Source organism: Williamsia sp. 1135 (assembly GCF_002095395.1).
GTDB lineage: Bacteria > Actinomycetota > Actinomycetes > Mycobacteriales > Mycobacteriaceae > Williamsia.
Genome location: NZ_MJEI01000102.1, coordinates 87,359 through 111,447, shown reverse-complemented (window position 1 = coordinate 111,447; position 24,089 = coordinate 87,359). Strand labels below are relative to the sequence as shown.

The following is a 24,089-nucleotide window of genomic DNA, read 5'->3' as shown; positions in this document are numbered from 1 at the left end:
TGGTACTGCGTCGACCTACGGATCGGAGGGCAATCTCATGATGAGTGCACAATCGAATCCAGGATGGAACCCAGGAACGTCCTGGCCCACCGTCAAGCACGTCTCGGTGGACGAATATCAGCAGGTCATCGGCATGATCGCGCAGAATGTCCACGCTGACTCCCTGGCCGACCCGCAGGCCTTCGCCAGGCAGGCACGACTCGCTGCGGCGCTACTGCCGGCAGCCGTTCGTGAACTGCTGCTCGATTTCCTGGTCGATGGCGACGGTGGTCTGTTGCTCAGCGGACTCGAGGTCGGCGCCATCTCGTCGACGCCGGACTCCCCGGTCGATGCCCTCACCCGTCGCACCGAGATGGCCAAGCAGTCGGCGGTGTTGCTCTCGAGCATCGTGCACCTCGTCGGCTACCGGCCGGAATGTCGTGGAGAACTCGTCCAAACCCTGGTGCCGATCCGCAGCCATCAGAGTCGGCAGACCTCTACCGGAAGCGCAGTGGACCTGGAGAGTCACACCGAGCAGTGCCACAACATGAGTTCACGTCCGGACTTCATCGCACTGGGCTGCCTGCGGGGTGACCCCAGTGCCGCGACGTACCTGCTCTCCGCCCGCGAACTCCAGCGACAGTTGCCCGCCGAGACAGCCCGGTTGTTACGCGATCCGGTCTTCTACACACGCGTCGACGGCTCGTTCGTCGACGGTGGTGTGCCCGACGAGGTCCGCGGACCCATCCCGGTGCTCAGCGGTTCATGGAATGATCCGGTCATCACGTACGACGAAGACCTCATGTCGACAGACAGCCCCCAGCACGCGGCCGCGCTGGCTGCAGTCAAAGGCGTGTGGGCGACGCATCGCAGTGAGGTCGTGCTCGGCCCCGGGGACCTGTTCATCATCGACAACAGCCGAGCCATCCACGGCCGCAGTTCTTTTGCTGCGAGGTGGGATGGCACCGACCGCTGGCTGTGCCGGCTGCAGGGCCTGTGCAACCTCGCGGTCTCGCGCTTCGCGAGGCTCGAGGGATCCCCGATCATCGAGAGTGAGGGTTGCTGACCGACGACCACTCCCGCGTGTCCGCTGCGCTCGTCAGGCGATGTCCTCGATCGCCTGAACGGGTGGGTGCAGCGCCGGGATGATGTTCTCCCCATAGGATTCCAGCGTGGCCCGCTTGTCGTTGTGTTGGAGGTACACGGCGAACTGATCGACCCCGATCTCGCGGAGCACGGCAAGTTTGGCGAGGTGGTCGGCCGGGGTGCCGAGAATGCAGAACCTGTCGACGATCTCGTCGGGCACGTAGTCGGTGTGCGACGTGCCGACCTTGCCGTGGTCGTTGTAGTCGTACCCGGCCCTGCCGACGACGTAGTCGGTGAGCGCGGCGGGGACCTCACCCTCGGTGCCGTAACGCTTCACCAGATCGGCGACGTGATTACCCACCATCCCGCCGAACCAGCGACACTGATCGCGGGCCAACGCCATCGACTCGGGGCTGTTGTCCGTGGTCACGTACGCCGGAGCGGCCACGCAGAATTTGATCGCCATCGGATCGCGGCCTGCGGCTTCGGCCGCGGCCCGGACCCGGCCGATGGTCCAGGCCGCGATGTCGGGGTCGCCCAGTTGCAAGATGTACCCATCGGCGACCCGGCCGGTCAGTTCGAGGGCCTTGGGTCCGTACGCGGCCACCCAGAGTTCGAGTTCAGAACCGTGGCTCCACGGGAAGCGGAGCCGGCGACCGCCGTAGTCCGCGGAACGTGAATTGGCCAGTTCCCGGATCACATGAATGGCCTCGCGCAACGTCGCGAGGGTCGCCGGTTTGCCGTTGAGGGTCCGCACGGCGGAGTCGCCGCGGCCGATACCGCAGATGCTGCGGTTTCCGTACAGATCGTTCAGGGTCGCGAAAGTGCTTGCGATGACGGTCCAGTCGCGATTGGCCGGATTGGTGACCATGGGCCCGACCGTGACCTTCCTGGTCGCTCCGAGGATGGCCGAGTGGATCACGAACGGTTCCTGCCAGAGCAGGTGTGAGTCGAAGGTCCACACATGCGAGAACCCGAGGGCCTCGGCACGGACGGCGAGGTCGACAAGCCGGAGGGCGGGTGGATCACATTGCAGTACAACTCCGATATCCATTGTTCTCCCGGTGCAGGTCTGTGAATCGGGTGCGGTTTCGTCAGATCAGGTTCTGGGACAGGCCGCGTTTGATGAAGCTGCCGTGTCCCTTGGTTCCCAGGTAATCACCTTGGTCGATGATCACCGAGCCCTTCGAGAGGACGGTGTCCACGTGTCCGTCGATCTCGTAACCCTCGTAGGCCGAGTAGTCCAGGTTCATGTGGTGCGTCTTCTCGAGCCCGATACTGGTGTGTCCGTTGGGGTCGTAGATCACGAGGTCGGCATCGGCGCCGGGGGAGATGATGCCTTTGCGGGGGTACATCCCGAACATCTTCGCCGGTGTCGTCGCGCAGACGTCGACCCAGCGCTCGAGTGAGATCCGGCCGTCTTTGACGCCCTGGAACATCAAATCCATGCGATGTTCCACCGATCCGATCCCGTTCGGGATGTTGGCAAAATTGCCGATGCCCATGTCTTTTTGGCCCTTCATACAGAACGGGCAGTGATCGGTGGCGACGGTCGCGACATCGCCGGTTCGGATGTAACGCCACAGCTCGTCCTGATGTCCCTCCTCCCGGGAGCGCAGCGGGGTGGAACACACCCATTTCGCACCCTCGAAACCTGGTGCGCCCAGCTGCTCTTCGAGTGAGAGGTAGAGGTACTGGGGACATGTTTCGCCGAAGACGTTCTGTCCTTTACCCCGGGCTTCCGCGATCTGGGCCAGGGCCTGTTTGGCCGACACATGGACGATGTAGAGCGGGGCCCCGGTCAGCTGGGCGAGCATGATCGCCCGATGCGTCGCCTCTTCCTCGAGCTGCCACGCCCGCGATGTCCCGTGGAAGTAGGGTGAGGTGTCGCCGCGCGCGAGCGCCTGCTCGACCAGCACGTCGATGGCGATGCCGTTCTCGGCGTGCATCATCAGCAGTGCCCCGAGGTCGGCGGCCTCCTGCATGGCCCGCAAGATCTGGCCGTCGGTGGAGTAGAAGACGCCCGGGTAGGCCATGAAGAGCTTGAAGCTCGTGATCCCTTCGTTCACCAGCTCGGCCATGCCCTTGAGTGAGTCGGCATCGACACCGCCCATGATCTGATGGAAGCCGTAGTCGATCGCGCAGTTACCTGCTGCCTTCTCATGCCAGGCCGCGACGGTGTCCTGTACTCGCATCCCGGGGTTCTGGACCGCGAAGTCGACGATGGTGGTGGTGCCGCCCCAGGCCGCCGCCCGCGTGCCCGTCTCGAAGGTGTCAGAGGCGAACGTGCCGCCGAACGGCATCTCCATGTGGGTGTGACCGTCCACTCCGCCGGGAATCACGTATTTACCGGTGGCATCGATCGTGGTGTCGGCCGAGCTGGTCAGGTCGGCGGCCAGTGCCGTCGAGCCCGGTTGCAGCACAGCCACGATGGTGCCGTTGTCGATCAGGACATCGAGCAGTTGGCTACCGGTGGGCGACACGACGGTGCCGCCGTGGATGAATGTGGTCGGCACAGCTACTCCTGGGGTGTAGGCGGTTGTCCTGCTCAGGGTTCGATGAGGCTTCCGTACGCGTCGGGTCGACGATCTCGATAAAACGCCCATCGGTCGCGCACAGTTCTGATCAGACTCAGGTCGAGGTCGCGGACAACCAGTTCCGGATCCTGGTCAGAAGCGACATCACCGACGAACTTTCCTTCCGGGTCGACGAAATAGCTTGTGCCGTAGAAGTCGTCGTCGCCGTACTCGGACTCGACGCCCACCCGGTTGATCGCCGCGATGAAGTACTCGTTCGCGACGGCCGCCGCAGGTTGCTCGAGCTTCCACAGATAGCTGGACAAGCCGCGGCTGGTGGCCGACGGGTTGAAGACGATCTGTGCGCCCGCCAATCCCAGGGCTCGCCAGCCCTCGGGGAAGTGGCGGTCGTAACAGATGTACACACCCACCTTCCCGACCGCGGTATCGAAGACGGGCCAGCCGAGGTTGCCTGGTTTGAAGTAGAACTTCTCCCAGAATCCGTTCACCTGAGGGATGTGGTGCTTGCGGTATTTGCCGAGCAGGGTGCCGTCGGCATCGATCACCGCCGCGGTGTTGTAGAGAAACCCGTCTTGTTCACGCTCGTAGATGGGGACCACCATCACCATCGCCAATTCCTTTGCGAGCGCGCAGAAAGTGTCGATGGTCGGGCCGGGGATGGACTCCGCGAAATCGTAATACTTCGAGTCTTGCACCTGACAGAAATAGGGTGCGTTGAACACTTCCTGAAAGCCGATGATCTTTGCGCCCGCAGCCGCGGCGTCGCGGGCGTAGGCGATGTGTGCGGCGACCATCGATTCGCGATCGCCGGTCCAGTTGGTCTGGACGATGGCAGCCCGCACCGAGGTGCGACCCGGATCCGAACCGCCGGTGTCGTGTGCGCTCATCAGTCGATGATGCTCGCGGCAACGTTTCCGTGCGATTGCTTCGGTGAAAAATGTAAGGGCCGGAAAAATGTAAGGGCCGGAAAACAGTAGGGGCCGGAAAACTGTAACTGCGGAAAACCCTGACTACGGAACTGTGACCACGGGTGAGCTTGTGATCACCCGCGCAGGATGCTCGCGACGGATTCTCTGACGATCGCACGTCTCGTCTCGAGGACGTCGGGATCGAGGTCGGCGTTCCCGTCGGAGCCGGGCGTGACGACCCAACTCGACACGATTCCGAAGATCACCGAAAGCACGTCGGCCGGATCCCAGGACGCGCCGATCACCCGCGAGGCCTGGGATTCCCGAACCGCTTCGAGGCGCGCGTTCCACTGCGGGTTTGCATCGGACTGTTGCCTGATCCGGGCCGCCTGCCCCTGAAGCTGGCCCCAGAGCATCAGTCGTTGAACGTGGGGGGTGGCGCGCAGGTCGTCGAAGAGCGTGACCGCATATCCCGGCAGATCGTCCGCGTCGAAGGGGACGGCGTTCAGGAATCGGCCGAAGTCGTCATCGAGGATCGCGTGGAACAGCGATTCCTTGTCGCCGTAGTACGCGTAGAGCCGCTCCTTGCTCGCCTTGGCGGTGGTCGCGATCCGATCGATGCGCGCTCCGGCCAGGCCGTGATCGGCGAATTCCGCGCGGGCCGCATCGATGATTCGCTGCTTGGTCGCACTGACGTCTTTGACGCTCATGCCTCACAGCCTAACCAAACGAACTAGTTCGTTTGACTTTGGGGTCGAGGTGGCATACCTTTTCTCCTCGTGACTTCTTCTCCTTCTGACGCCCCGGTGAGCACGGAACCGGCGCAGCTCGACCCCGACCTGGATACTCCGGACCACCAGGACAACCCGAACCACCGGCGACGGTGGCTCGTCCTGACCATCGTTGCGCTCGCGCAGCTGATGGTGGTTCTGGACGCGACCATCGTCTCCATCGCCCTACCCGACGCCCAGGCCGAACTGGGAATCGGGGACGGCGACCGCGCGTGGGTGGTGACCTCGTACGCCCTCGCATTCGGCGCGTTGCTGTTGCTCGGCGGGCGGATCGCCGACTACTGGGGGCGCAAGCGCTCCTTTGTTGTCGGCATGGTCGGTTTCGCGGTGATGTCCGGTGTCGGCGGCATCGCGCAGAACGGGATCGAACTGTTCATCGCGCGGGCCGGCCAGGGCGTGTTCGCGGCTCTGGTTGCCCCGGCCGCGCTGGCGATCCTCACCACCACGTTCACCCGAAGTGCCGAGCGCGCAAAGGCCTTTGCCGTCTACGGCGCGATCTCCGGTGGTGGCGCCGCAATCGGGCTGCTGCTGGGTGGTGCGTTGACGCAGTACGTCGACTGGCGCTGGTGCCTGCTCGTCAACATCCCCATCGCCGCCATCGCCATCGCGGCTGCGGTCCCGGTCATCGTCGAGACGAAGGCGCACGGCGACACCAGTTATGACCTCCCGGGCGCGCTGCTCGTCGCCATCGGTCTGGGCTCGCTCGTGTACGGCTTCACGCGCGCAGAACACGGCTGGCTCGAACCCGACACGCTCGGCTTCATCATCGGTGGTCTGGCCGTCCTCACCGCGTTCGTGATCGTCGAGCATCGGTCCGCGAACCCCCTGCTGCCGCTGTCCGTTCCGTGGGACCGCAACCGCGGCGCCGCGCTGATCGGCATCACACTCGCCGGGGTCGCGATCATCGGCAGCACCTTGTATCTCGCGATCTACCTGCAGGCGATCCTCGAGTTCAGCCCGATGATGGCGGGTGTCGCATGTCTGCCGATCACCGTCTTCATCGTGCTCGCCTCGGGACTGGCGGCGCGGCTGACTGTCACCGTCGGAGCGCGGATCCCGCTGGCCATCGGCCCCGTGGTCGCGGCTGCCGGCCTTCTGCTGCTCGCGCAGATCGACGTCGACAGCTCCTACTGGACCGGAGTCTTCCCGGGCCTGGCAGTGTTCGGCTTCGGCATGGGCCTGCTGATGGTCCCGATGCAGAATGTGGCCCTGATCGGGGTGCCGAACCACGATGCCGGTGCCGCCAGTGCGCTCTCCAGTGCGACGCTGCAGGTGGGCGGTGCGCTGGGTACTGCGTTGCTGACGACCGTCTACACCTCGGCGAAAGCCGATTCATTCTCGGCGAATCCGATCACCGAGGGCCCGACGGCGTTCATCGCCGCCGAGGTTGCCGGTTACACCACGGCCTTCGCCTGGGCAGCCGGGTTGCTGATCCTCGCCACACCGGTGGCGCTGATCCTCGTCCGGGTGAAAAAAGATGAGCTGCAGTCGATGACGGCTGCTCACATGGGCTGACGAGTCAGACCGCGGTCACGGTCACCGGCACGCCGTTGAGGACGGCGTTGCCGGAGACCGTGTCGAGGTGCATGGGGTCGGTGACATCGTTGGCCGATGGTGCATCGACCTGACCGGCGACGGCCAGGCGAACACCGGACCGCCGCTGCCCGAAGCCGTGGGGCAGGCTGACCACACCGGGCATGATGTCGTCGGTCTCGGCGACCGTCACCGTGACGCTGCCTGCGCGGGAATGCAGCACCGCGCGATCGCCCGTACTCAGCCCGCATCCTGCGAGGTCCTTCGGATGCATCAACAGGTGGTGTCGCGCCTGGCCCTTCGACAGTCTGGGCGAATTGTTCATCCATGAGTTGTTCGACCGCAGGTGCCTGCGTCCGATCAAAAGGAGCTGCCCCTCGGCGATACTGACGAGATCGGTGTGCAGACGATTCAGATCCGCCAGTATCAGTGGCGGAGCCAGTTGCACCACACCGGAGTTGGCGACCAGCTTGCGCCGCAGCCCGGGCCGGAGTGGGCCGAGATCCACCCCGGACGGTGACCGGAGCAGTGCCCGCAACGTGAGGTCGCCGGGTCCGGTGCGCAGCAGTAGTCCGAGAAGGGTGCGGGGCGTCGCACGCAAGCGGGCCGTCGACTTGACCTGGCCCGGCAGCGCTGCAGCTCGGCTCCGTAGGCCACTGATACCGGAACCATGCGAGGTCCCCCGACGGCGTGCGATCGCCAGGGTCAGGTCGCGGAAGATCTCCCAATCGTGTTTGGCGCCCGCCGACTTCTCGACGACGGCAGGGGAGAATCGGGCCGAATTATGTACTGCGAGTTGATGGAAGATCAGATCGTAGTGGTCGCGCTCGAAGATCATCGTCGGCGGCAGGATGAGGTCGGCATGCCGAGTGGTCTCGTTGACGTAGAAGTCGATGGACACCATGAAATCCAAGTCGGCGAGAGCCTTGTCGAGGCCACCGCCGCCGGGTGACGATGACACGGGGTTCCCGGCCACGGTGATCAACGTCTTGATCTGGCCCTTGCCCGGCGTGGAGATCTCGTCGGCCAGCGTCGAGACCGGGAGCTCGCCGCCGAACTCAGGGAGATCGCGAACTCGACTGCGCCACTTGTCGAAATGTCCACGGCCGCTGAGTTTGCGTGCCACGAGGTCGATCTCGGGATCGGTCAACAGGGCGCCGCCGACCCGGTCGAGGTTGCCGGTCACGGCGTTGATGGTCTGGATCGCCCACTGGCACAGGGTGCCGAACTGCTGGGTGGAGACGCCCATCCGCCCGTAGGCGACCGCGCGGTCGGCTGCCGCGAAATCCGTGGCGATCGTACGGATGTCGTCGGCATCGACGCCGGTGATGGGTGCTGCCCACTCGGGCGTCGTGCTGTGGCAGGCGGTCGTGACCTCGTCGAGTCCGGCGAGGGGAAGATGCCCGATGCGCTTGTCGTCGAGGCCCACCTCGTGCACCAGCACATGAAGCACTGCGAGCAGAAGGGCCGCGTCGGTCCCGGGTCGTACGTAGTGGTGCTCGTCGGCGATGGCGGCGGTTTCGGTGCGGCGCGGGTCGACCACCACCACTGTGCCGCCGCGGCGACGCAGCTCACGCATCCGGTTGCGGAAGTCCGGCGCCGTCATCATCGACCCGTTCGACACGACGGGGTTGGCGCCGATGATGAGCAGGTGCTCGGTGTGATCGAGGTCGGGAATCGGAATCTGCAACTGATGTCCGTACATCAGATGTGCGGTCAGCTGGATCGGTAGCTGATCGGCGGAGGTGGCCGAGAACATGTTTCGGGTGCCCACCGCGCCGAGGAACGGTAGGCCATGGGTGACGAATCCCAGGCTGTGCACGTTCGGGTTACCTGTGTACACGGCGACGCCACCGCGCCCATACCGCTCCTGGGTCGAGACGATCTTGTCGGCGACCAGGGCAGCGGCGGCTTTCCAGCTGATGTCCTCCCACCCGCCGTCCGCGGTCTTGCGCAGCGGGGTCCGCAGCCGATCCGGGTCGAGGTGCAGGTCGGTCAGCGCGGTTGCCTTGGGGCAGATGTGTCCCCGAGAGAGTGGATCGTCCTTGTCTCCACGGATGTCGGTGACCTTGCCCGCGTCGACTGTGACCTGCAGGCCACAGATCGCCTCACAGAGGTTGCATACGCTGCGGGTGGTGATGGGGGTCATATCAGCTCACGCTAGCCCTTCGTGGCTACCTCAGGATCGATAACGGGGTCTTCAGAAGGCCTTGATGTCGAGTCGGCCCCGGATGCGCACGCTCCTCGCCAGGGCGATTCGGGGTTCGGCTCACCCCGGCGGTAGCTTTGCCACGTGAAGCAGATACCCCGCGAGATATGGGTTCTGCTCAGCGCCAACGTCGTCATCGCCCTCGGGTTCGGTCTGATCGCGCCGGCACTGCCGGCATTCGCTCGCAGCTTCAACGTCGGGTACACAGCCGCGTCGGTGATCATCTCCGCGTTCGCCGTGATGCGACTGCTGTTCGCACCCGCCAGTGGACGGCTGGTCCGCATTCTCGGCGAGCGCCGGATCTACCTCAGCGGATTGCTCATCGTCGCGGCGTCGACCCTCGCGTGCGCCTTCGCCCAGACGTATTGGCAACTGCTGGTCTTCCGGGGACTCGGTGGAATCGGTTCGACCATGTTCACCGTCTCGGCCACGGCGTTGATGATCCGCCTGGCGCCACCGGACATCAGGGGGCGGGTCTCGGGATACTTCAGTGCCGGCTTCCTGATGGGCAACATCATGGGACCGCTGGTCGGCAGCGCACTGGTGAGCTTCGGTCTCCGCATGCCCTTCGTCGTCTACGCGATCGCGTTGCTGATCGCGTCGGCGGTGATCGCCACCCAGTTGCGCAGTGTCGGCGGGCGCCCGCTGCCCGGCGGTGACGGCCAGGTGGCGATGCCGTTCGGGGAGGCGCTGCGCGATAGCGCCTATCGGGCGATCCTGTCGTCGGCCTTCACCCAGGGTTGGGCCTCGATGGGCGTGCGGGTGGCGTTGGTGCCGCTTTTCATCGTCGACGGTCTCGGAGAATCGGCCGCCATCTCAGGGGTGGTGCTGGCCGTGTACTCCGCAGGCAACGTCATCGCGATCATCGCGGCGGGCAGACTGTCCGATTCACTGGGGCGAAGACCCATCATGTTGCCCGGACTGCTGTTGATGGGGGCCTCCACCGCCGTGCTCGGGTACAGCGGAAACATCTGGGTCGCGAGTGCGCTGACATTCGTCGCGGGCATCGGCTCGGGGCTGTTCGCGCCGACCCATCAGGCCGCACTCGCCGACGTCCTGTCCGGACGTGGACAGGGTGGGCCGGCGTTGGCGTCCTATCAGATGGTCGCCGACCTGGGTGCGATCAGCGGGCCTGTGATCGCCGGATTCATCGCGCAGCAATGGGGTTTCGGCCCCGCGTTCGCCGTCACCGGTGCCGTCGCATTCGTGGCCACGATCTTTTGGATGTTTGCCCGCGAGACGCTGCCACCGCGCGGGACCGACAACTTACGGGCGAACGAGGGCTGACCGCATTACCGTTGACCTCATGTCTGACGTTTCGGGTTCTGGGGTGTCGAGTGCTGAGCAACCGCAATTGGGAGCCAACTCCGAGGTCGGCCGGTTGCGCACGGTCATGCTGCACCGTCCGGGTGACGAATTGCGGCGACTCACCCCACGGAACAGCGACCAACTGCTGTTCGACGGACTGCCCTGGGTCGATCGCGCGCAGGAAGAACACGACGCATTCGCGGATGTGCTCACCAGTCGCGGCGTCGAGGTCCTGCTCCTCGGCGATCTGCTGACGGAGACGTTCGAGACCAGCGGCGCGGCCCGGATGCAGGGCATCGCGGCGGCCGTCAGCCCGCGTCGACTGGGACACCACCTCGCGCAGGATCTCTCCACCGAACTCCGGGGGCTGTCGGCCGACGACCTCGCCCGGGTGCTGATGGCGGGTATGACCTTCGACGAGATGCCCGAATCAGCTGCCACCGTCCGGTCCTCGCTGGTGTGGCGTATGCATCACGGTGCCGAGTTCGCCATCGACCCGCTGCCGAACCTGTTGTTCACGCGGGACAGTTCGTTCTGGATCGGGGACCGCTTCGCGATCACCTCCCTGGCGTTGCCCGCACGCGTGCGAGAGACCTCGTTGACCGATCTCATCTACGCCCATCACCCGAGGTTCCTCGGGGTGCGTCGCGCCTACGAGTCCCACACCGCACCGGTCGAAGGTGGCGACGTGCTGCTGCTCGCGCCGGGTGTGGTCGCCGTCGGAGTCGGTGAACGCACCACCCCTGCGGGCGCGGAGGCGCTGGCACGCAGCCTGTTCGACGATGACTTGGCCCACACTGTGCTGGCGGTGCCCATCGAACAGCGCCGCGCCTCGATGCATCTCGACACCGTGTGCACGATGGTCGACACCGACGCCGTCGTCATGTACCCGGTCATCCAGGACTCGTTGTCCGCTTTCACCATCCACCGCGGCGACTCGGTCTCCGTGACCGGGCCTCAACCCTTTGTCGAGGCGGCGGCCGAAGCGATGGGCATCGAGAAACTCCGGGTGATCGACACCGGGCTGGATGCGGTGACCGCCGAACGCGAGCAATGGGACGACGGGAACAACACGCTGGCACTGGCGCCGGGCGTCGTGGTCGCCTACGACCGCAACGTCGAAACCAACCGCCGACTTGAGGATTCGGGCATCGAGGTGTTGACCATCGCCGGAAGCGAGCTGGGGTCGGGACGAGGCGGACCCCGCTGTATGTCATGCCCGGTGTCGCGTGACCGGTTGTGATCATGAGCAGAGAAAGCGGTATCGGCCTCGAACTCGACCCGGATTCGGACATCGCGCCCTATGAGCAGGTCCGTCGCGGCGTCATCGAACTGGTCAACACCGGACAGCTTCTGGCCGGGAGCCGGATACCCACCGTGAGGGCGCTCGCACAGGAACTCTCACTCGCGCCGAACACCGTCGCGCGGTCCTATCGCGAACTCGAGGCCGACGACGTCATCGAGACCAGGGGGCGGCAGGGTTCGTTCATCAAGGCCCACGCTGACTCGACCCTTCAGCGCGCGGCACTCCTGACCGTCGAGCATGTTGCCACCCTGCGACAATTGCGTGTCGACGACGGTCACATCAAATCCCTGTTGGACCAGGCTTTGCGCAGGTGAGCGACAAGTTTGCCGAATTGAAAATCGGCGGCGAATTGGTTACGGGCAAGTAGTTAATCTTCGACAAAAGTTGAACAAACAGTGCCAACACTGATGTTATTGAGTTCATGGCACTGAAGACCGAAACATCCGACGCAGTTCCTACCCCTGACGTACCCGGGCCGAAACCGAGGATCGACCTCGTGGTGTTCGGGGTGACTGCCGCTGCGGTGATCGCCTTTGTGATCTGGGGCATCGTCGACAAAGAAAGCCTCAACACCAGGACCCAGGACATTCTCGCCTGGATCACCGACAACCTCGGCTGGGTGTTCATCCTCTCGGCCACGTTCTTCGTCCTGTTCGCGATCTATCTCGCGGTCAGCAAGTACGGCAAGATTCCCCTCGGCCGCGATGGCGAGAAGCCGCAATACAACACGGTCAGCTGGATCGCGATGATGTTCAGCGCCGGCATGGGCATCGGGCTCATGTTCTATGGCGCGAACGAGCCACTCACGCACTACGTCAACGCCCCTCCCGGTCAGAACGCAGACGACGTCGGGGTTGCGATGGCAACCACGATGTTCCACTGGGGCTTCCACCCGTGGGCGATGTACGCCGTGGTCGGCCTCGCGATCGCATACAGCACGTACCGCTGCGGTCGCGGTCAGCTCGTCAGCGCCGTGTTCGCGCCCATCCTCGGTCACCGTGCCAACGGCTGGGGCGGCAAGGTCATCGACATCCTCGCAATCTTCGCGACGCTCTTCGGCACCGTCGCGTCTCTGGGACTCGGTGCAGCACAGATCGGTTCGGGATTCGTCGAGATCGGCTGGCTCAACGAGCCCTCGAAGCTGTTGCTGGTCGCCATCATCGCTGTCCTGACCGCAGCCTTCGTGGCATCGGCGGTCTCGGGTGTCGCCAAAGGCATTCAGTGGCTGTCGAACACCAACATGGTGCTGGCGATCGTCCTGGCGCTGTTCATCTTCGTCGTCGGACCGACCGTGTTCATCCTCAACGTCCTGCCGACCACCATCGGTACCTACCTCAACGACATCACGTCCTTCTCTGCCCGCTCGGGTGCCACCGTCGACAGCGAAGGCGAAACCTGGCTCGCCGGCTGGACGATCTTCTACTGGGCCTGGTGGGTCTCCTGGACCCCGTTCGTCGGCATGTTCCTGGCCAAGATCAGTCGCGGCCGTACGATCCGTCAGTTCGTGGTCGGCGTCCTGTTCGTTCCCACGATCGTGTCCCTGGTGTGGTTCGCGATCTTCGGTGGCACAGCGATCAAGCAGCAGATGGACGGCAAGAACTTGGCCGATGTCGAGACGCCGGAGAGTCAACTGTTCGACATGCTCGGCAACCTGCCGCTGACCGGGATTGCCTCCGTGCTCGTCATGATCCTCGTCGCCATCTTCTTCGTCTCGGGGGCCGATGCCGCCTCCTTGGTGATGGGGACGCTGTCAGAAAGAGGGGCGCACGAACCGACCAAACGCGTGACCATCTTCTGGGGCACGCTCACCGGTGCGGTCGCTGCACTGCTGTTGTGGGTGAGCGGCGACGACGCATTGCAGGGCATCAAGACCATGGCCATCATCGCGGCCCTGCCATTTGTCATCGTCATGATCCTGATGTGCGTCTCGCTGTACATGGATCTGCGAAAAGATCCGCTGATCGTCGCGCAGACCCACTACGAGGGCAACCTCGATCGCGATCTGCGGACTCACGCGAACATCTTGGCCGCGGACGACTCGAACGACGTGCTGCCGTCGGGTGAGTTCTCCGCGATCACCCCCGAACAGCTGGCGCAGGCCGACTCGATCGATTCATCTCGGAAATCGAAAGACGAATAGCGCGCCCGACCTGACAAACCCACCCGTTCTGGGCAAACCCAGGGGTCCACGACCCCTGGGTTCGACCAGAACGGGTGGGTTTGTTCTGTCTAACTCCAGCTGGGAAGCCAGATCTGCATGTTCCACATCTCACGTGAGATCGGTTCACCCGTCAGGATCGGCCACATCCACATGAAGTTGAGCACCACCAGTCCCAGGTAGATGCTCACGCCTACGACGCTGATGATCTTCCACTCGTAACCGTTGCGTCTGGCTCGCCGTCCCGCCGCGAGGATGTCGCCCGCGCACAACGCCAGGCCCATGATCAGGAACGGGGCCATGGCTGCGGCGTAGAAGAAGTACATCTGTCGATCGAGGTTGGTGAACCATGGCAGGAATGCCGCGCCATAGCCGACGAGGACGACCGCGTAGCGCCAGTCGCGGCGGATCACCATCCGCCACAGCGCCCAGCTCAGCATCGGCAGGGCCAGCCACCACAGGATGGGCGTTCCGATGAACATCATCGCCCGGACGCATTCGGACTCACCGCACTTGTCGGGACCGTATTCGATGTAATAGAGCATTGGCCGCAAGCTCATCGGCCAGGTCCAGGGTTTCGATTCCCACGGGTGGTGATTGCCGTCGCTGTTGGTCAGATTCGAGTGGAACTCGAGAACCCCTGATTCGTAGTACCAGAGTGACCGCCACGCGTCCGGCACCCACGAGAAGGGCCCGCCGGTGCCGATCTGCCTGCCGACCTCGTATCGGTACACCGCGGTCTCGGAACCGAACCAGGGCGCGAAGGTGGCCAGATAGACCAGGACCGGGGTGATACCCAGCGAGAAGCCGGTGGGGATCAGATCTCGGACGGCGACGCCGCGCCATGGTCGCTGCACCAGGTACGCCCGCCGCGTCGCGACGTCGAAGCCCAGGGACAACAAGGCGAAGGCGATGACGAAGTAGATCCCCGACCACTTCGTGCCGCAGGCCAGCCCGAGGAGGATCGCGGCGCTGAATCGCCACCACCGAAATCCCAAACGTGGCCCGTAGGGTGAATCGCCGATCCGGCCCTCCATGAAGGCCTTGTGCATGCGAGCGCGCATCTGATCGCGGTCGCACACGATCGCTGCGAGCGCGCCCAGGACGAAGAAGATCTGGAAGATGTCGAGCAGGCCGGTCCGCGAGCTGACGAACGAGACGCCGTCGCAGATCATCAAGATGCCTGCTATGCCGCCGATGAGGGTCGATCTGGTCAGCCGCCGGACCAACCGGATGACGATCAAGATCATCAGCGTGCCGCAGACCGCCGACATGAATCGCCAGCCCCACGCGTCGTAACCGAAGATCCACTCGCCCGCCGCGATCATCCACTTGCCGACCGGCGGATGGACGACGAGACCGTAGGCGGGGTTGTCCTCGAGCCAGTTGTCGCCGGTGAGCACCTGCCACGCCTGCGGTACGTAGTGCTTCTCGTCGAAGACGGGGGTGCCCTTGTCGGTGGGCGAGCCGAGGTTGATGAACCGGGTCGCGGCGCCGATCGCCGTCAGGATCAGCGCGACGATCCAGCCGCGGCGCCGGTCGGTGGCACCGAACACCGGCGCCGGGATCTTGCGGCTGCCGCCAGGGCTCGTACCGAGGTCCTCGGCGTAGGTGCCGGGCAGCTCATCGGCTGCGCGGCGAGCTGAGATCGAGTTCTCCGGTGGGGAGATCACGAGCGGCGGGGCAAACGTCACGGGGCCAATCGTAGGCTGTGCAGTGATGAACTCTCCGCAACCGCAGGGCCTACTGGTTCTTGCCGCGACCCCGATGGGCCGCCTCGACGACGCTTCACCGCGTTTACGTGAGGCGTTGGCGACCGCCGATGTGGTCGCGGCCGAGGACACACGGCGGACCCGAGCCCTGGCGTCCGGGCTCGACGTGAGCATCGGCGGCCGGGTCGTGAGCTACTACGACCAGGTCGAGGCCCAGCGCACACCCGCACTCGTCGACGAGGTGCGATCAGGCGCGACCGTCCTGGTCGTCACCGATGCCGGGATGCCATCGGTGTCCGATCCCGGCTATCGGCTCGTCGTGGCCTGTGTGGAGGCCGGTCTTCCGGTGACGTGCCTGCCCGGACCCTCCGCCGTGACCACCGCGCTGGCGGTGTCCGGTTTACCGGTCGAGCGGTTCTGCTTCGACGGGTTCGCTCCGCGGAAGTCCGGGCAGCGAAAAACCTGGCTCGCGGCGTACGTCGAGGAAGCGCGGACAGCGGTGTTCTTCGAAGCGCCACATCGGCTTGCCGAGTGCCTGGCAGATGCGGTGGAGGTCCTCGGGCCGGACCGGCGAGCCGCCGTCTGTCGCGAGCTGACCAAGACCTACGAGGAGGTGCGCCGCGGGACACTGGCCGAACTCGTCACCTGGGCCGGGGACGGGGTGCGCGGTGAGATCACCGTCGTCCTCGAAGGAGCGGTGGCCACCGAACCCGAGATCGACGACCTCATCGCGCGGGTCGAGCGGCTGGCGGCCGACGGCATCCGGCTCAAGGATGCGTGTTCGAAGGTCGCCTCATCCACCGGCGCATCGAAACGTGACCTGTACGAAGCGGTGCTGGCGACGCGGCAGGACTAGGCCGTCAGGTCGGCTGCAGACCCAGGATGGCGGCCGCCTTGTCGAGGCATTCCTGCCATTCGGCGAGGGGGTCGGAATCGATGGTGATACCACCGCCGACGCCGAGATATGCCGAACCGTTCGGGGTGATCTGCACCGTTCGGATCGCGACGTTGAGGTCGAGGCCTGCTGTGGGGGAGACGACGCCGACTGCGCCGCAGTACATTCCACGGGGGAACGGTTCCCAGGTAGAGAGCAGTTCCTGAGCGCGCACCTTGGGTGTTCCGGTGACCGACGCCGGCGGGAACGTGGCCTCGATGAGTTCGGTGTTGCTCACGGCTGAGGTGGTGGTGGCCTGGACCGTGGAGACCAGGTGCCAGACGCCCGGCGCGGGATGGACGTCCAGCAGCTCGGTGACGATCACCGTGCCCGGGACGGCCACTCGGCCCAGGTCATTGCGGACCAGGTCGACGATCATGATGTTCTCGGCAACGTCCTTGGCAGAGTTGCGGAGCAGTTGCGGGTCGAGATCGATGGGAAGGGTTCCCTTGATCGGGCTGGACGACACCACATTGCCCCGTCGCCGTAGATACGACTCGGGGGAGAAGGATGCGACCGATCCCCAGTTCCCTTGGAGCAGGGCCGATTTGCGGGGTCGGGTGACCGCGACACCATCGGCGAAATAGTTCGCGACCGAACCGGCGATCCGCCCGGAGAAGCGGGTGCAGATGCAGGCCTGGTAGACCTCGCCTGCACGTATCGCGTCCAGACACAGGGCGATTGCTTCGACGTGTGGACGCTGAGGCGGCGGCTGCCAGTTCACCGACCACACGTGGCTGTGGTGTTCGACCAGGCAGGCACGGACCCAATCGGGGCAGGCGCGGCCGGTCAGCGAGGTCCACCACCAGCTGCCGGTGCGATCGAGGTGCAGCACGCTGTCGGTCGTGCCGCCCGCGGAAGGAGGCAGCGGGCCCCGGTCGGCTCGATCGGGAAAGCTGCGGTAGCCGAACCAGAACTCCTGAGGATCGTCCGGGATGTCGACACCGGTACGCAAGGAGATGGACGGGGCGATCACGGCGTCGGTGTCGAGCCAATCGCCGACCAGCGCCGCGGGACCGGGTATTCCCAGACGCCGAGTGTGAAAGTCCAGCGCGCGCACCACATCCGCGGCCGGTGCCGGACCGAGCTCAACGCTGCGCAATGAACGATCAGTCCTTCGGGACTTCGAACCGGGGGAAGATCGGGGTGGGCTTCGGTAGCGTTGTTCCGGCCGTGAGGCGTTTGCCGATGGAGTCGAACGTCCGCGAGTCCTGATCGACCACAAGTTGATCCAGCAGCCGGCCGGTGGAGTCCGGCATGGCCGGCTGGGCCAGCAAGGTGGTGATCCGGACGACCTCGGCGCAGATGTAGAGCACGGTTCCGGTGCGTTCGAGGTCGGTCTTCGCCAGCTTCCACGGCTGCTCGACGGAAATGTACTTGTTGGTGTCGCCGAGGACTTCCCAGATCGCCTCGAGAGCAGAGTGGATCGCCTGCTGATCGAATTCGACGCGGACACGGTCCAGCAATCCGTCTGCCTTGGCGAGCAACTCGTTGTCGGCATCGGTGAGATTCACCGCATCGGGGAGGACACCCTCGAAGTACTTGCCCACCATCGACAGGGTGCGCTGCGCCAGGTTGCCGAGCTCGTTCGACAGGTCCGCATTGACTCGCGCGACGATGGCCTCCTGGCTGTACGAGCCATCCTGACCAAAGGGCACCTCACGCAGGCAGAAGAACCGGATGGGGTCGAGGCCGAACTCCTCGACGAGCACGTAGGGGTCGACGACGTTACCCACCGACTTGCTCATCTTCTCGCCGCTGTTGAGCAGGAAGCCGTGGGCGAACACGCGTTTCGGCAGTTCGATCCCGGCGCTCATCAGGAATGCCGGCCAATAGACACAGTGGAACCGGATGATGTCCTTGCCGATGATGTGCAGATCGGCGGGCCAGAACTTCTTCCACTTCTCGGACTCGGTGTCGGGGTAGCCGACCGCGGTGATGTAGTTCGTCAGCGCGTCGACCCACACGTACATCACGTGGTCGTCGTGTCCGGGAACCTTGACGCCCCAGTCGAAAGTCGTGCGGGACACCGACAGATCTCGCAGCCCGCCGCGAACGAAGCTGGCGACCTCGTTGCGCCTGGTCACCGGGCCGATGAACTCGGGATGCTCCTCATAGAGCGCGAGCAGCTTGTCCTGGTACGCCGACAGCCGGAAGAAGTAGGCCTCCTCCTCGGTCCACTCGACTTCGGTGCCCGTGTCGGAGGTCACGCGCGTGCCGTCCTCGAGCACCTCGGTGTCGGATTCGGCGTAGAACGCCTCGTCGCGGATCGAGTACCAGCCCGAGTACTTGTCCAGGTAGATGTCGCCGTTGGCGCTCATCTTCTCCCAGATCGCCCTCGACGCGACGTGGTGATCGGCGTCGGTGGTCCGGATGAAGCGATCGAAACTGCTGCCCAGGGTTTCCTGCAGCTTCTGGAAGGCCGCAGAGTTACGGTCGGCGAGCGCGCGGGTCTCGATGCCCTCTTTCTCTGCGGTCTGCTGCATCTTCTGACCGTGTTCATCGGTGCCGGTGACGAACAGCACCTCGTGGCCATCGAGCCGTTTAAAACGGGCGAGGGTGTCCGCGGAGATGTATTCGTAGGCGTGCCCGATGTGGGGGGCGCCGTTGGGGTAAGCGATGGCCGTCGTGATGTAGAACGGCGGTTTCGATGCAGAAGCCATGGTGCGTGACAGCTTATCGGCCTTCGCAACGCGGGTGGACCCGGCTGTCACAGTCACCACAGATGCACACCGTTCAGGCACAAGCACACGTTGCACCAGGCGCATATGACTGAACAGTGTGCTTTTGTGTCGAGCCAGGCCACTACTGTTCCGGTATGGACGAGACAGCCCGGTCCCGGTTCGCGGAAGCCCGCTCGGCTGTACTGGCGACCGTCGCACCCGGTCAAGGCCCGCACCTGGTGCCGATCGTTTTCGCCTGCGAGGGCGACGTCATCTACACCGCGGTCGACGGCAAGCCCAAGTCGACCAGCAGACTGCGGCGACTGGCCAACATCGAGGCGGAGCCGCAGGTCAGTGTCCTCGTCGACCACTACGACGACGACTGGCAATACCTGTGGTGGGTCCGCGTCGACGGGGTCGCGACAATTCACACGAGCGGGCTCGAGGTGGACCGCGCCCGAACCCTGCTGCGCGCCAAGTACGACCAGTATCGATCCGTGTCGCTCGAGGGCCCGGCCATCGCGATCGCCGTGACCCGGTGGTCGTCCTGGAGCTACTCCGGCTGACCGAGTGCGCGGTTCTGGTCGCTCCTCAGCTGGCGCGGGCGAAGTTCTCGGTGAGTTCGGCGATGATCTGTGGCCAGAGCGGTTCGGGGATGTCATGACCCATGTCGTCGATGAGGACCAGCTTGGAGCCCTCGACCGCGCGGGCGATCGCCTTTCCGCCCGACGGTCGCATCAACCCGTCGACCTTGCCGTGGATGACGACGGTCGGTGCCGTGATCGCGGTCGTGTACTTCTTGAGGCTTCCCGTCCCTATGACCGCCGCGGTCTGCCGGACAATCCCGGCCGGGTCATGTGCGCGGTCGTAGGCGAGCCCTGCCCGGCGCAACGATTCTTCCCACGGCAACGCGTACTTGGGACTGCCGATGGTGCGCATCGCCTTCGCGGCGTTCTCGACGTACTGCTCGCGGGTTGCACCCTTTCCGGGCCCGGTCAGCAGTGCCTTCAGCTTTCGGGGATCCGGCGGCGGCAGAAACGCTTCATTGGTGCTCGAGAACAGGATCGCGACCGACAGCACCCGGTCGGGATGCTTGCCCGCGAGGACCTGCGTGATCATGCCGCCCATCGAGCCGCCGACGATGTGAGCCTGCTCGATACCGAGGGCGTCGAGTAGTCCGACGGCGTCGCCCGCCATGTCCACCAGCGTGTACGGCACGTCGCTGGGCAGCCCGAGTTCGTGTTTGGCGAGCCGGGCCAGGCCTGTCAACGCGTTGCCGCCGACCCGCGCGCCGTCCAGGTGGGTCGAGAGCCCTATGTCGCGATTGTCGAAGCGGATCACGCGGTACCCCTGCTCGACGATCGACATGCAGAACTCGGTCTGCCAGAAGGTGAGCTGAGCGCTCAGGCCCATGATCAGCAGGACGGCGGGATCCTTCGGATCGCCCAGGTCTTCGTACGCGATCGTGATGTCACCGACCTGCGCAGTACCGATGTGATGTCTGGTCGCACCCTCGGGATGCTGCTGGGTCTCACTCATCCGCCCGACCCTAATGCATCGCCCGTGGAGTCAAGCGCTTTTGCGAAGCAACGGCTGAGCGGGCTGTCTCGATAACGCCCGAAGCCAGGGATCGGTTCATATCCCAGCGCCTCGTACAGCGAGATCGCCTCCGGCTGGCGGGTACCGGTCTCGAGCCGGATCGTCGACATCTCGAGTTCACGGGCCCGCTTCTCCACCTCGGCCATGAGGTTCCGGGCGAGGCCACGTCCGCGGAAGTCGGAGTCGACGAACAGCCGTTTGACTTCACCGAGGTCTGGACCCACCGAGACGAGGATGACGCACCCTGCTGCTTTCTCATCCACGAACGCGACGAATGATCACTCGTCGCAGCGATCGGGTCCGCATCGAGGTCATCGTCCCCGGGGTAGCGAATGCGCAGCTCGGCGAGAGCGGCGCCGACGAGACGCCGCACATCGGGGTCGTCTGCACCACGCCTGTCGATGTGCATTGGCACACCGTAGAGCGTGGAAGGCACAATCTGGTCATGTCCTCCCGCTCATTCCAGCAAGTCGATGTGTTCGTTTCCGGCTCCCTCACCGGAAACCCGGTAGCCGTGGTCTTCGATGCAGACGGCTTGACCGACGAACAGATGGCGGCCTTCGCCCGCTGGACCAACCTGTCGGAGACCACGTTCTTCACCACGCCACGTGATCCGTCGGCCGACTACGGATTGCGCATCTTCACGCCCGGTGAAGAGCTGCCGTTTGCCGGGCACCCGACGCTCGGTTCGGCCCATGCCTGGCTGCGGGCTGGCGGTCAACCGAAGGCCGGCAACATCATCCAGGAGTGCGGAGTCGGATTGATCTCCATCCGCCGTGACGGTGACGCCCTGGCCTTTGCGGCGCCCCCGCTGGTCAGGTCCGGCCCGGTCGACGCTGCCGACCTCGACGTCATCCATCGCGCCCTCGGACTGCGGCCCTCCGATGTGGTCGCATCCAACTGGGTGGACAACGGACCCCGATGGATCGGCCTGTTGCTGACCTCGGCGCAACGAGTCCTCGAGGTCCGCCCGGATTTCGCCGCCCTGGGGACGTTGCACGTCGGTTTGATCGGCCCGTACCGAGACAACGGACCGCAGGACCGTCCCGACTTTGAGGTCCGGGCGTTCGTTCCAGAGATCGGCGTACCCGAAGACCCGGTGACCGGCAGCCTCAACGCCGGCTTCGCGACCTGGCTGCGCGCCGAGAAGATGGCTCCCGATCGCTACGTCGCGTTGCAGGGCACCGCCCTGGGTCGGGCGGGTCGGGTGTTCATCGACGATGACGGTACGAACATCTGGGTGGGCGGCCGCAGCTCGACGGTCATCGCGGGCGAGGTCGATCTCTGACATGAGCGAGCAAGCTCCGGCGCAGCAGGCCGATGCCGAAGAGAAGAGCAACAAACAGCTCAAGAAAGAGCGCCGCCGGACCCCGCCGCCCGATCCGGAGCCGCTGCCGACGCTGATCGACGCCCACACCCATCTGGCGGCTTGCGGGGGCCGCGACCCCGAGTCGGTGACACAGATCCTCGACCACGCCGAGGCGGTCGGGGTGAGAGCGGTGGTGACGGTCGCCGACGACATCGTCGATGCCCGCTGGGCTGTCGACGCGGCGCGCTGGGATGACCGCGCCTACGCGGCGGTTGCACTACATCCGACCCACGCCCATCAACTCGACGCCGCAGCCAAGGCCGAACTCGAGCAGATGCTTGCCGACCCCAGGGTGGTCTCGGTCGGGGAGACCGGCCTCGATTACTACTGGCCCGGAAAATCTGACGAGTGCGCGACGGTGCCGCAGCAGCACGAGGCGTTCGCGTGGCACATCGATCTCGCCAAGCGGGTGGACAAACCGCTGATGATCCACAACCGCGAAGCCGACCGCGACCTGCTCGATGTGCTCGAGCGCGAGGGCGCTCCGGAGACGGTGATCATGCACTGCTTCTCGGGGGACGAGAACATCGCAGCCGAATGCGTCGAGCGTGGGTACCTGCTGAGCTTCGCCGGGACGGTGAGCTTCAAGAACTCCACCACTCTGCAGGCTGCGGCGCGGTTGGTACCGGATCACCTGTTGCTGATAGAGACCGATGCGCCATTTCTGACCCCGCATCCGTATCGCGGCCAGCCGAATCAGCCGTACGTCCTGCCTTACACCGCGAGGGCGCTGGCGGAGGTGCGGGGGTGCCCGCCAGAGCACGTTGCCCGGTCTGTTACCGAAAACGCGATCCGCGCATATCGACTGGACCTGCGATAACGCAGGTTGCTTTGCACGAACAACACCATCTCGTTATCTTGTTGTGATCATGTCTGTGTTTTCTCGTATCAACGAATCGACCTCGCGCACTCCGCGCATCGCCATCGCGATGATCCTCATCGTGCTGATCGCCGGCGGCGTCATGGGGACCGCGATGTACAAGAACGTCAAGATCGACGTCGACGGCAAGGTCGTCGAGGTCGCCACGATGCGTGGCTCGGTCGACGGGATTCTCGAGGAGCAAGGTCTCGACCCGGCCGACGGCGACCTGGTTGCGCCCGGCCCCGACTCCGGTGTGGGTGACGGTGAGACGATCACTCTCCACAGGCTCAAGACGCTGACGGTGAATGTCGACGGGCAGCCGAAAGAGATCAAGACGACCGCGACGACCGTTGAGGCCGCGCTCGCGGAGGTCAACCTCGACTCCGCCGCCAACGACATCGAGGGTCCGGCCACCGAGCAGCTCCCGGTCTTCGGCGGCACGGTGAACGTGGTGCTCCCGAAGAAGGTCACGCTCACCGACGGCAAAGACAAAACCGTCAAGGCCATCGCCGCGAAGACCGTCGCCGAGTTGCTCGAGGACGCCGGCAATCCGTTGGCGCCGACCGATGAGGTCACCCCGGCCGCAGACACCCCGGTGACCGACAACATGGACATCACCGTGACCCGGATCCGCACCGAAGAGGTGACGGTGACCGAACCGGTGGCACCTCCCGAGAACAAGACCGATGACCCCGAGCTGATCTCCGGTCGCAAGATCGTCAAGAAGCCGGGCACACCTGGTGAGCAGGAGGTCACGTACTCCGTGACCACCGTCAACGGTGAAGAGACCGAAAAGAAGAAGCTCTCGGCCGAGGTCCAGGTGGAGCCGATCGCCGCCGAGGTTGCCATCGGCACCAAACCGGGCGCCCCCTACGTCCCGCCGGGCTCGGTCTGGGACAGGCTTGCGCAGTGCGAGGCGACTGGAAACTGGGCCATCAACACGGGCAACGGTTTCTACGGCGGCGTGCAGTTCGATCAGAACACCTGGGACCGCTGGGGCGGGCAGGAATACGCACCGCGTGCCGACCTCGCGACCCGCGAGGAGCAGATCGCAATTGCCACCAAGACCCAGGCCGCGCAAGGATGGGGCGCATGGCCTTCCTGCTCGTCGAAACTCGGTTTGGGCTGACGACCA

21 protein-coding genes are annotated in these 24,089 nt (G+C 64.9%); 11 read left to right on the top strand and 10 right to left on the bottom strand.

What is annotated here, in order from left to right; genetic code table 11:
- Positions 1-40 precede the first annotated feature (40 nt).
- Entirely contained in the window at positions 41-1,045 is a 1,005-nt protein-coding gene (locus BFL43_RS21050; protein WP_240498395.1) for a TauD/TfdA family dioxygenase, read from the top strand.
- Positions 1,046-1,078: 33 nt separating this feature from the next.
- Here BFL43_RS21050 and BFL43_RS21045 read toward each other — a convergent pair whose 3' ends face one another.
- From BFL43_RS21045 to BFL43_RS21030, 4 genes are all read right to left on the bottom strand, one after another.
- Positions 1,079-2,119, bottom strand: a complete 1,041-nt coding sequence (locus BFL43_RS21045; RefSeq protein ID WP_084894416.1) for a TIGR03842 family LLM class F420-dependent oxidoreductase — start codon at positions 2,117-2,119, stop codon at positions 1,079-1,081.
- 40 nt (positions 2,120-2,159) lie between these two features.
- Complete coding sequence (gene hydA / locus BFL43_RS21040; protein WP_084894414.1) at positions 2,160-3,581, bottom strand: dihydropyrimidinase; 1,422 nt, start codon at positions 3,579-3,581, stop codon at positions 2,160-2,162.
- A 32-nt stretch (positions 3,582-3,613) separates the two neighbouring features.
- On the bottom strand, positions 3,614-4,489 hold the full coding sequence (locus BFL43_RS21035) for a nitrilase-related carbon-nitrogen hydrolase (protein ID WP_084894413.1): 876 nt from the start codon (positions 4,487-4,489) through the stop codon (positions 3,614-3,616).
- Positions 4,490-4,644: 155 nt separating this feature from the next.
- Complete coding sequence (locus BFL43_RS21030; RefSeq protein WP_084894411.1) at positions 4,645-5,220, bottom strand: TetR family transcriptional regulator; 576 nt, start codon at positions 5,218-5,220, stop codon at positions 4,645-4,647.
- Between the two features lie 69 nt (positions 5,221-5,289).
- Between BFL43_RS21030 and BFL43_RS21025 the strand changes: the two genes are divergently transcribed.
- Positions 5,290-6,816 carry an MFS transporter gene (locus tag BFL43_RS21025; protein ID WP_084894409.1) on the top strand — a complete coding sequence of 509 codons (1,527 nt, stop codon included), beginning with the start codon at positions 5,290-5,292 and terminating at the stop codon, positions 6,814-6,816.
- 4 nt (positions 6,817-6,820) lie between these two features.
- Here the strand turns inward: BFL43_RS21025 and BFL43_RS21020 are convergent, their stop codons facing one another.
- On the bottom strand, positions 6,821-8,983 hold the full coding sequence (locus BFL43_RS21020; protein WP_084894407.1) for a molybdopterin-dependent oxidoreductase: 2,163 nt from the start codon (positions 8,981-8,983) through the stop codon (positions 6,821-6,823).
- A gap of 144 nt (positions 8,984-9,127) precedes the next feature.
- On the opposite strand from BFL43_RS21020, the gene BFL43_RS21015 reads away from it, so the two are divergent.
- The 4 genes from BFL43_RS21015 (at position 9,128) to BFL43_RS21000 (ending at position 13,797) form a co-directional block, all read left to right on the top strand.
- Complete coding sequence (locus tag BFL43_RS21015; RefSeq protein ID WP_084894405.1) at positions 9,128-10,330, top strand: MFS transporter; 1,203 nt, start codon at positions 9,128-9,130, stop codon at positions 10,328-10,330.
- 43 nt (positions 10,331-10,373) lie between these two features.
- Positions 10,374-11,594: an arginine deiminase gene (gene arcA, locus BFL43_RS21010; protein ID WP_168176694.1), complete on the top strand. Its 1,221-nt coding sequence runs from the start codon at positions 10,374-10,376 to the stop codon at positions 11,592-11,594.
- 2 nt (positions 11,595-11,596) lie between these two features.
- Positions 11,597-11,971 carry a GntR family transcriptional regulator gene (locus tag BFL43_RS21005; protein ID WP_084894545.1) on the top strand — a complete coding sequence of 125 codons (375 nt, stop codon included), beginning with the start codon at positions 11,597-11,599 and terminating at the stop codon, positions 11,969-11,971.
- Positions 11,972-12,078: 107 nt separating this feature from the next.
- Positions 12,079-13,797, top strand: a complete 1,719-nt coding sequence (locus BFL43_RS21000; protein ID WP_084894401.1) for a BCCT family transporter — start codon at positions 12,079-12,081, stop codon at positions 13,795-13,797.
- A gap of 89 nt (positions 13,798-13,886) precedes the next feature.
- Here BFL43_RS21000 and BFL43_RS20995 read toward each other — a convergent pair whose 3' ends face one another.
- A complete protein-coding gene (locus BFL43_RS20995) occupies positions 13,887-15,437 on the bottom strand; it encodes a phospholipid carrier-dependent glycosyltransferase (protein WP_240498400.1) in 1,551 nt (516 codons plus the stop codon).
- Between the two features lie 97 nt (positions 15,438-15,534).
- Between BFL43_RS20995 and rsmI the strand changes: the two genes are divergently transcribed.
- Positions 15,535-16,383: a 16S rRNA (cytidine(1402)-2'-O)-methyltransferase gene (gene rsmI, locus BFL43_RS20990; RefSeq protein ID WP_084894399.1), complete on the top strand. Its 849-nt coding sequence runs from the start codon at positions 15,535-15,537 to the stop codon at positions 16,381-16,383.
- A 4-nt stretch (positions 16,384-16,387) separates the two neighbouring features.
- Here rsmI and BFL43_RS20985 read toward each other — a convergent pair whose 3' ends face one another.
- On the bottom strand, positions 16,388-17,563 hold the full coding sequence (locus BFL43_RS20985) for an aminodeoxychorismate synthase component I (protein ID WP_240498394.1): 1,176 nt from the start codon (positions 17,561-17,563) through the stop codon (positions 16,388-16,390).
- 7 nt (positions 17,564-17,570) lie between these two features.
- Entirely contained in the window at positions 17,571-19,124 is a 1,554-nt protein-coding gene (gene metG / locus BFL43_RS20980) for a methionine--tRNA ligase (RefSeq protein WP_084894539.1), read from the bottom strand.
- Positions 19,125-19,279: 155 nt separating this feature from the next.
- Here metG and BFL43_RS20975 point away from each other — a divergent pair, with 155 nt between their 5' ends.
- Positions 19,280-19,690, top strand: coding sequence for a TIGR03668 family PPOX class F420-dependent oxidoreductase (locus BFL43_RS20975; RefSeq protein ID WP_084894398.1), 411 nt, complete (start codon positions 19,280-19,282; stop codon positions 19,688-19,690).
- 25 nt (positions 19,691-19,715) lie between these two features.
- On the opposite strand, the gene BFL43_RS20970 is transcribed toward BFL43_RS20975, so the two are convergent.
- A complete protein-coding gene (locus BFL43_RS20970; protein WP_084894396.1) occupies positions 19,716-20,663 on the bottom strand; it encodes an alpha/beta hydrolase in 948 nt (315 codons plus the stop codon).
- A complete protein-coding gene (locus BFL43_RS20965) occupies positions 20,660-20,986 on the bottom strand; it encodes a GNAT family N-acetyltransferase (protein WP_084894395.1) in 327 nt (108 codons plus the stop codon). Before BFL43_RS20965 ends, BFL43_RS20970 begins: the two co-directional genes overlap by 4 nt.
- Positions 20,987-21,168: 182 nt before the next feature.
- On the opposite strand from BFL43_RS20965, the gene BFL43_RS20960 reads away from it, so the two are divergent.
- The 3 genes from BFL43_RS20960 to BFL43_RS20950 are packed head-to-tail and all read left to right on the top strand — an operon-like array spanning position 21,169 to position 24,083.
- Positions 21,169-22,011, top strand: coding sequence for a PhzF family phenazine biosynthesis protein (locus BFL43_RS20960; RefSeq protein WP_084894537.1), 843 nt, complete (start codon positions 21,169-21,171; stop codon positions 22,009-22,011).
- A gap of 1 nt (position 22,012) precedes the next feature.
- Positions 22,013-22,912, top strand: coding sequence for a TatD family hydrolase (locus tag BFL43_RS20955; protein WP_084894393.1), 900 nt, complete (start codon positions 22,013-22,015; stop codon positions 22,910-22,912).
- 49 nt (positions 22,913-22,961) lie between these two features.
- Positions 22,962-24,083 (top strand): resuscitation-promoting factor, encoded by a 1,122-nt coding sequence (locus tag BFL43_RS20950; protein WP_084894535.1) that lies wholly within the window; start codon positions 22,962-22,964, stop codon positions 24,081-24,083.
- The last annotated feature ends 6 nt before the right edge of the window (positions 24,084-24,089 follow it).

Coding starts and splice junctions, on each gene's coding strand:
- BFL43_RS21050 (WP_240498395.1), top strand. CDS start 41: ATGAGTGCACAATCGAATCCAGGATGGAACCCAGGAACGTCCTGGCCC.
- BFL43_RS21045 (WP_084894416.1), bottom strand. CDS start 2,119: ATGGATATCGGAGTTGTACTGCAATGTGATCCACCCGCCCTCCGGCTT.
- BFL43_RS21035 (WP_084894413.1), bottom strand. CDS start 4,489: ATGAGCGCACACGACACCGGCGGTTCGGATCCGGGTCGCACCTCGGTG.
- BFL43_RS21030 (WP_084894411.1), bottom strand. CDS start 5,220: ATGAGCGTCAAAGACGTCAGTGCGACCAAGCAGCGAATCATCGATGCG.
- BFL43_RS21020 (WP_084894407.1), bottom strand. CDS start 8,983: ATGACCCCCATCACCACCCGCAGCGTATGCAACCTCTGTGAGGCGATC.
- BFL43_RS21005 (WP_084894545.1), top strand. CDS start 11,597: ATGAGCAGAGAAAGCGGTATCGGCCTCGAACTCGACCCGGATTCGGAC.
- BFL43_RS21000 (WP_084894401.1), top strand. CDS start 12,079: ATGGCACTGAAGACCGAAACATCCGACGCAGTTCCTACCCCTGACGTA.
- rsmI (WP_084894399.1), top strand. CDS start 15,535: ATGAACTCTCCGCAACCGCAGGGCCTACTGGTTCTTGCCGCGACCCCG.
- metG (WP_084894539.1), bottom strand. CDS start 19,124: ATGGCTTCTGCATCGAAACCGCCGTTCTACATCACGACGGCCATCGCT.
- BFL43_RS20975 (WP_084894398.1), top strand. CDS start 19,280: ATGGACGAGACAGCCCGGTCCCGGTTCGCGGAAGCCCGCTCGGCTGTA.
- BFL43_RS20970 (WP_084894396.1), bottom strand. CDS start 20,663: ATGAGTGAGACCCAGCAGCATCCCGAGGGTGCGACCAGACATCACATC.
- BFL43_RS20960 (WP_084894537.1), top strand. CDS start 21,169: ATGTCCTCCCGCTCATTCCAGCAAGTCGATGTGTTCGTTTCCGGCTCC.
- BFL43_RS20955 (WP_084894393.1), top strand. CDS start 22,013: ATGAGCGAGCAAGCTCCGGCGCAGCAGGCCGATGCCGAAGAGAAGAGC.
- BFL43_RS20950 (WP_084894535.1), top strand. CDS start 22,962: ATGTCTGTGTTTTCTCGTATCAACGAATCGACCTCGCGCACTCCGCGC.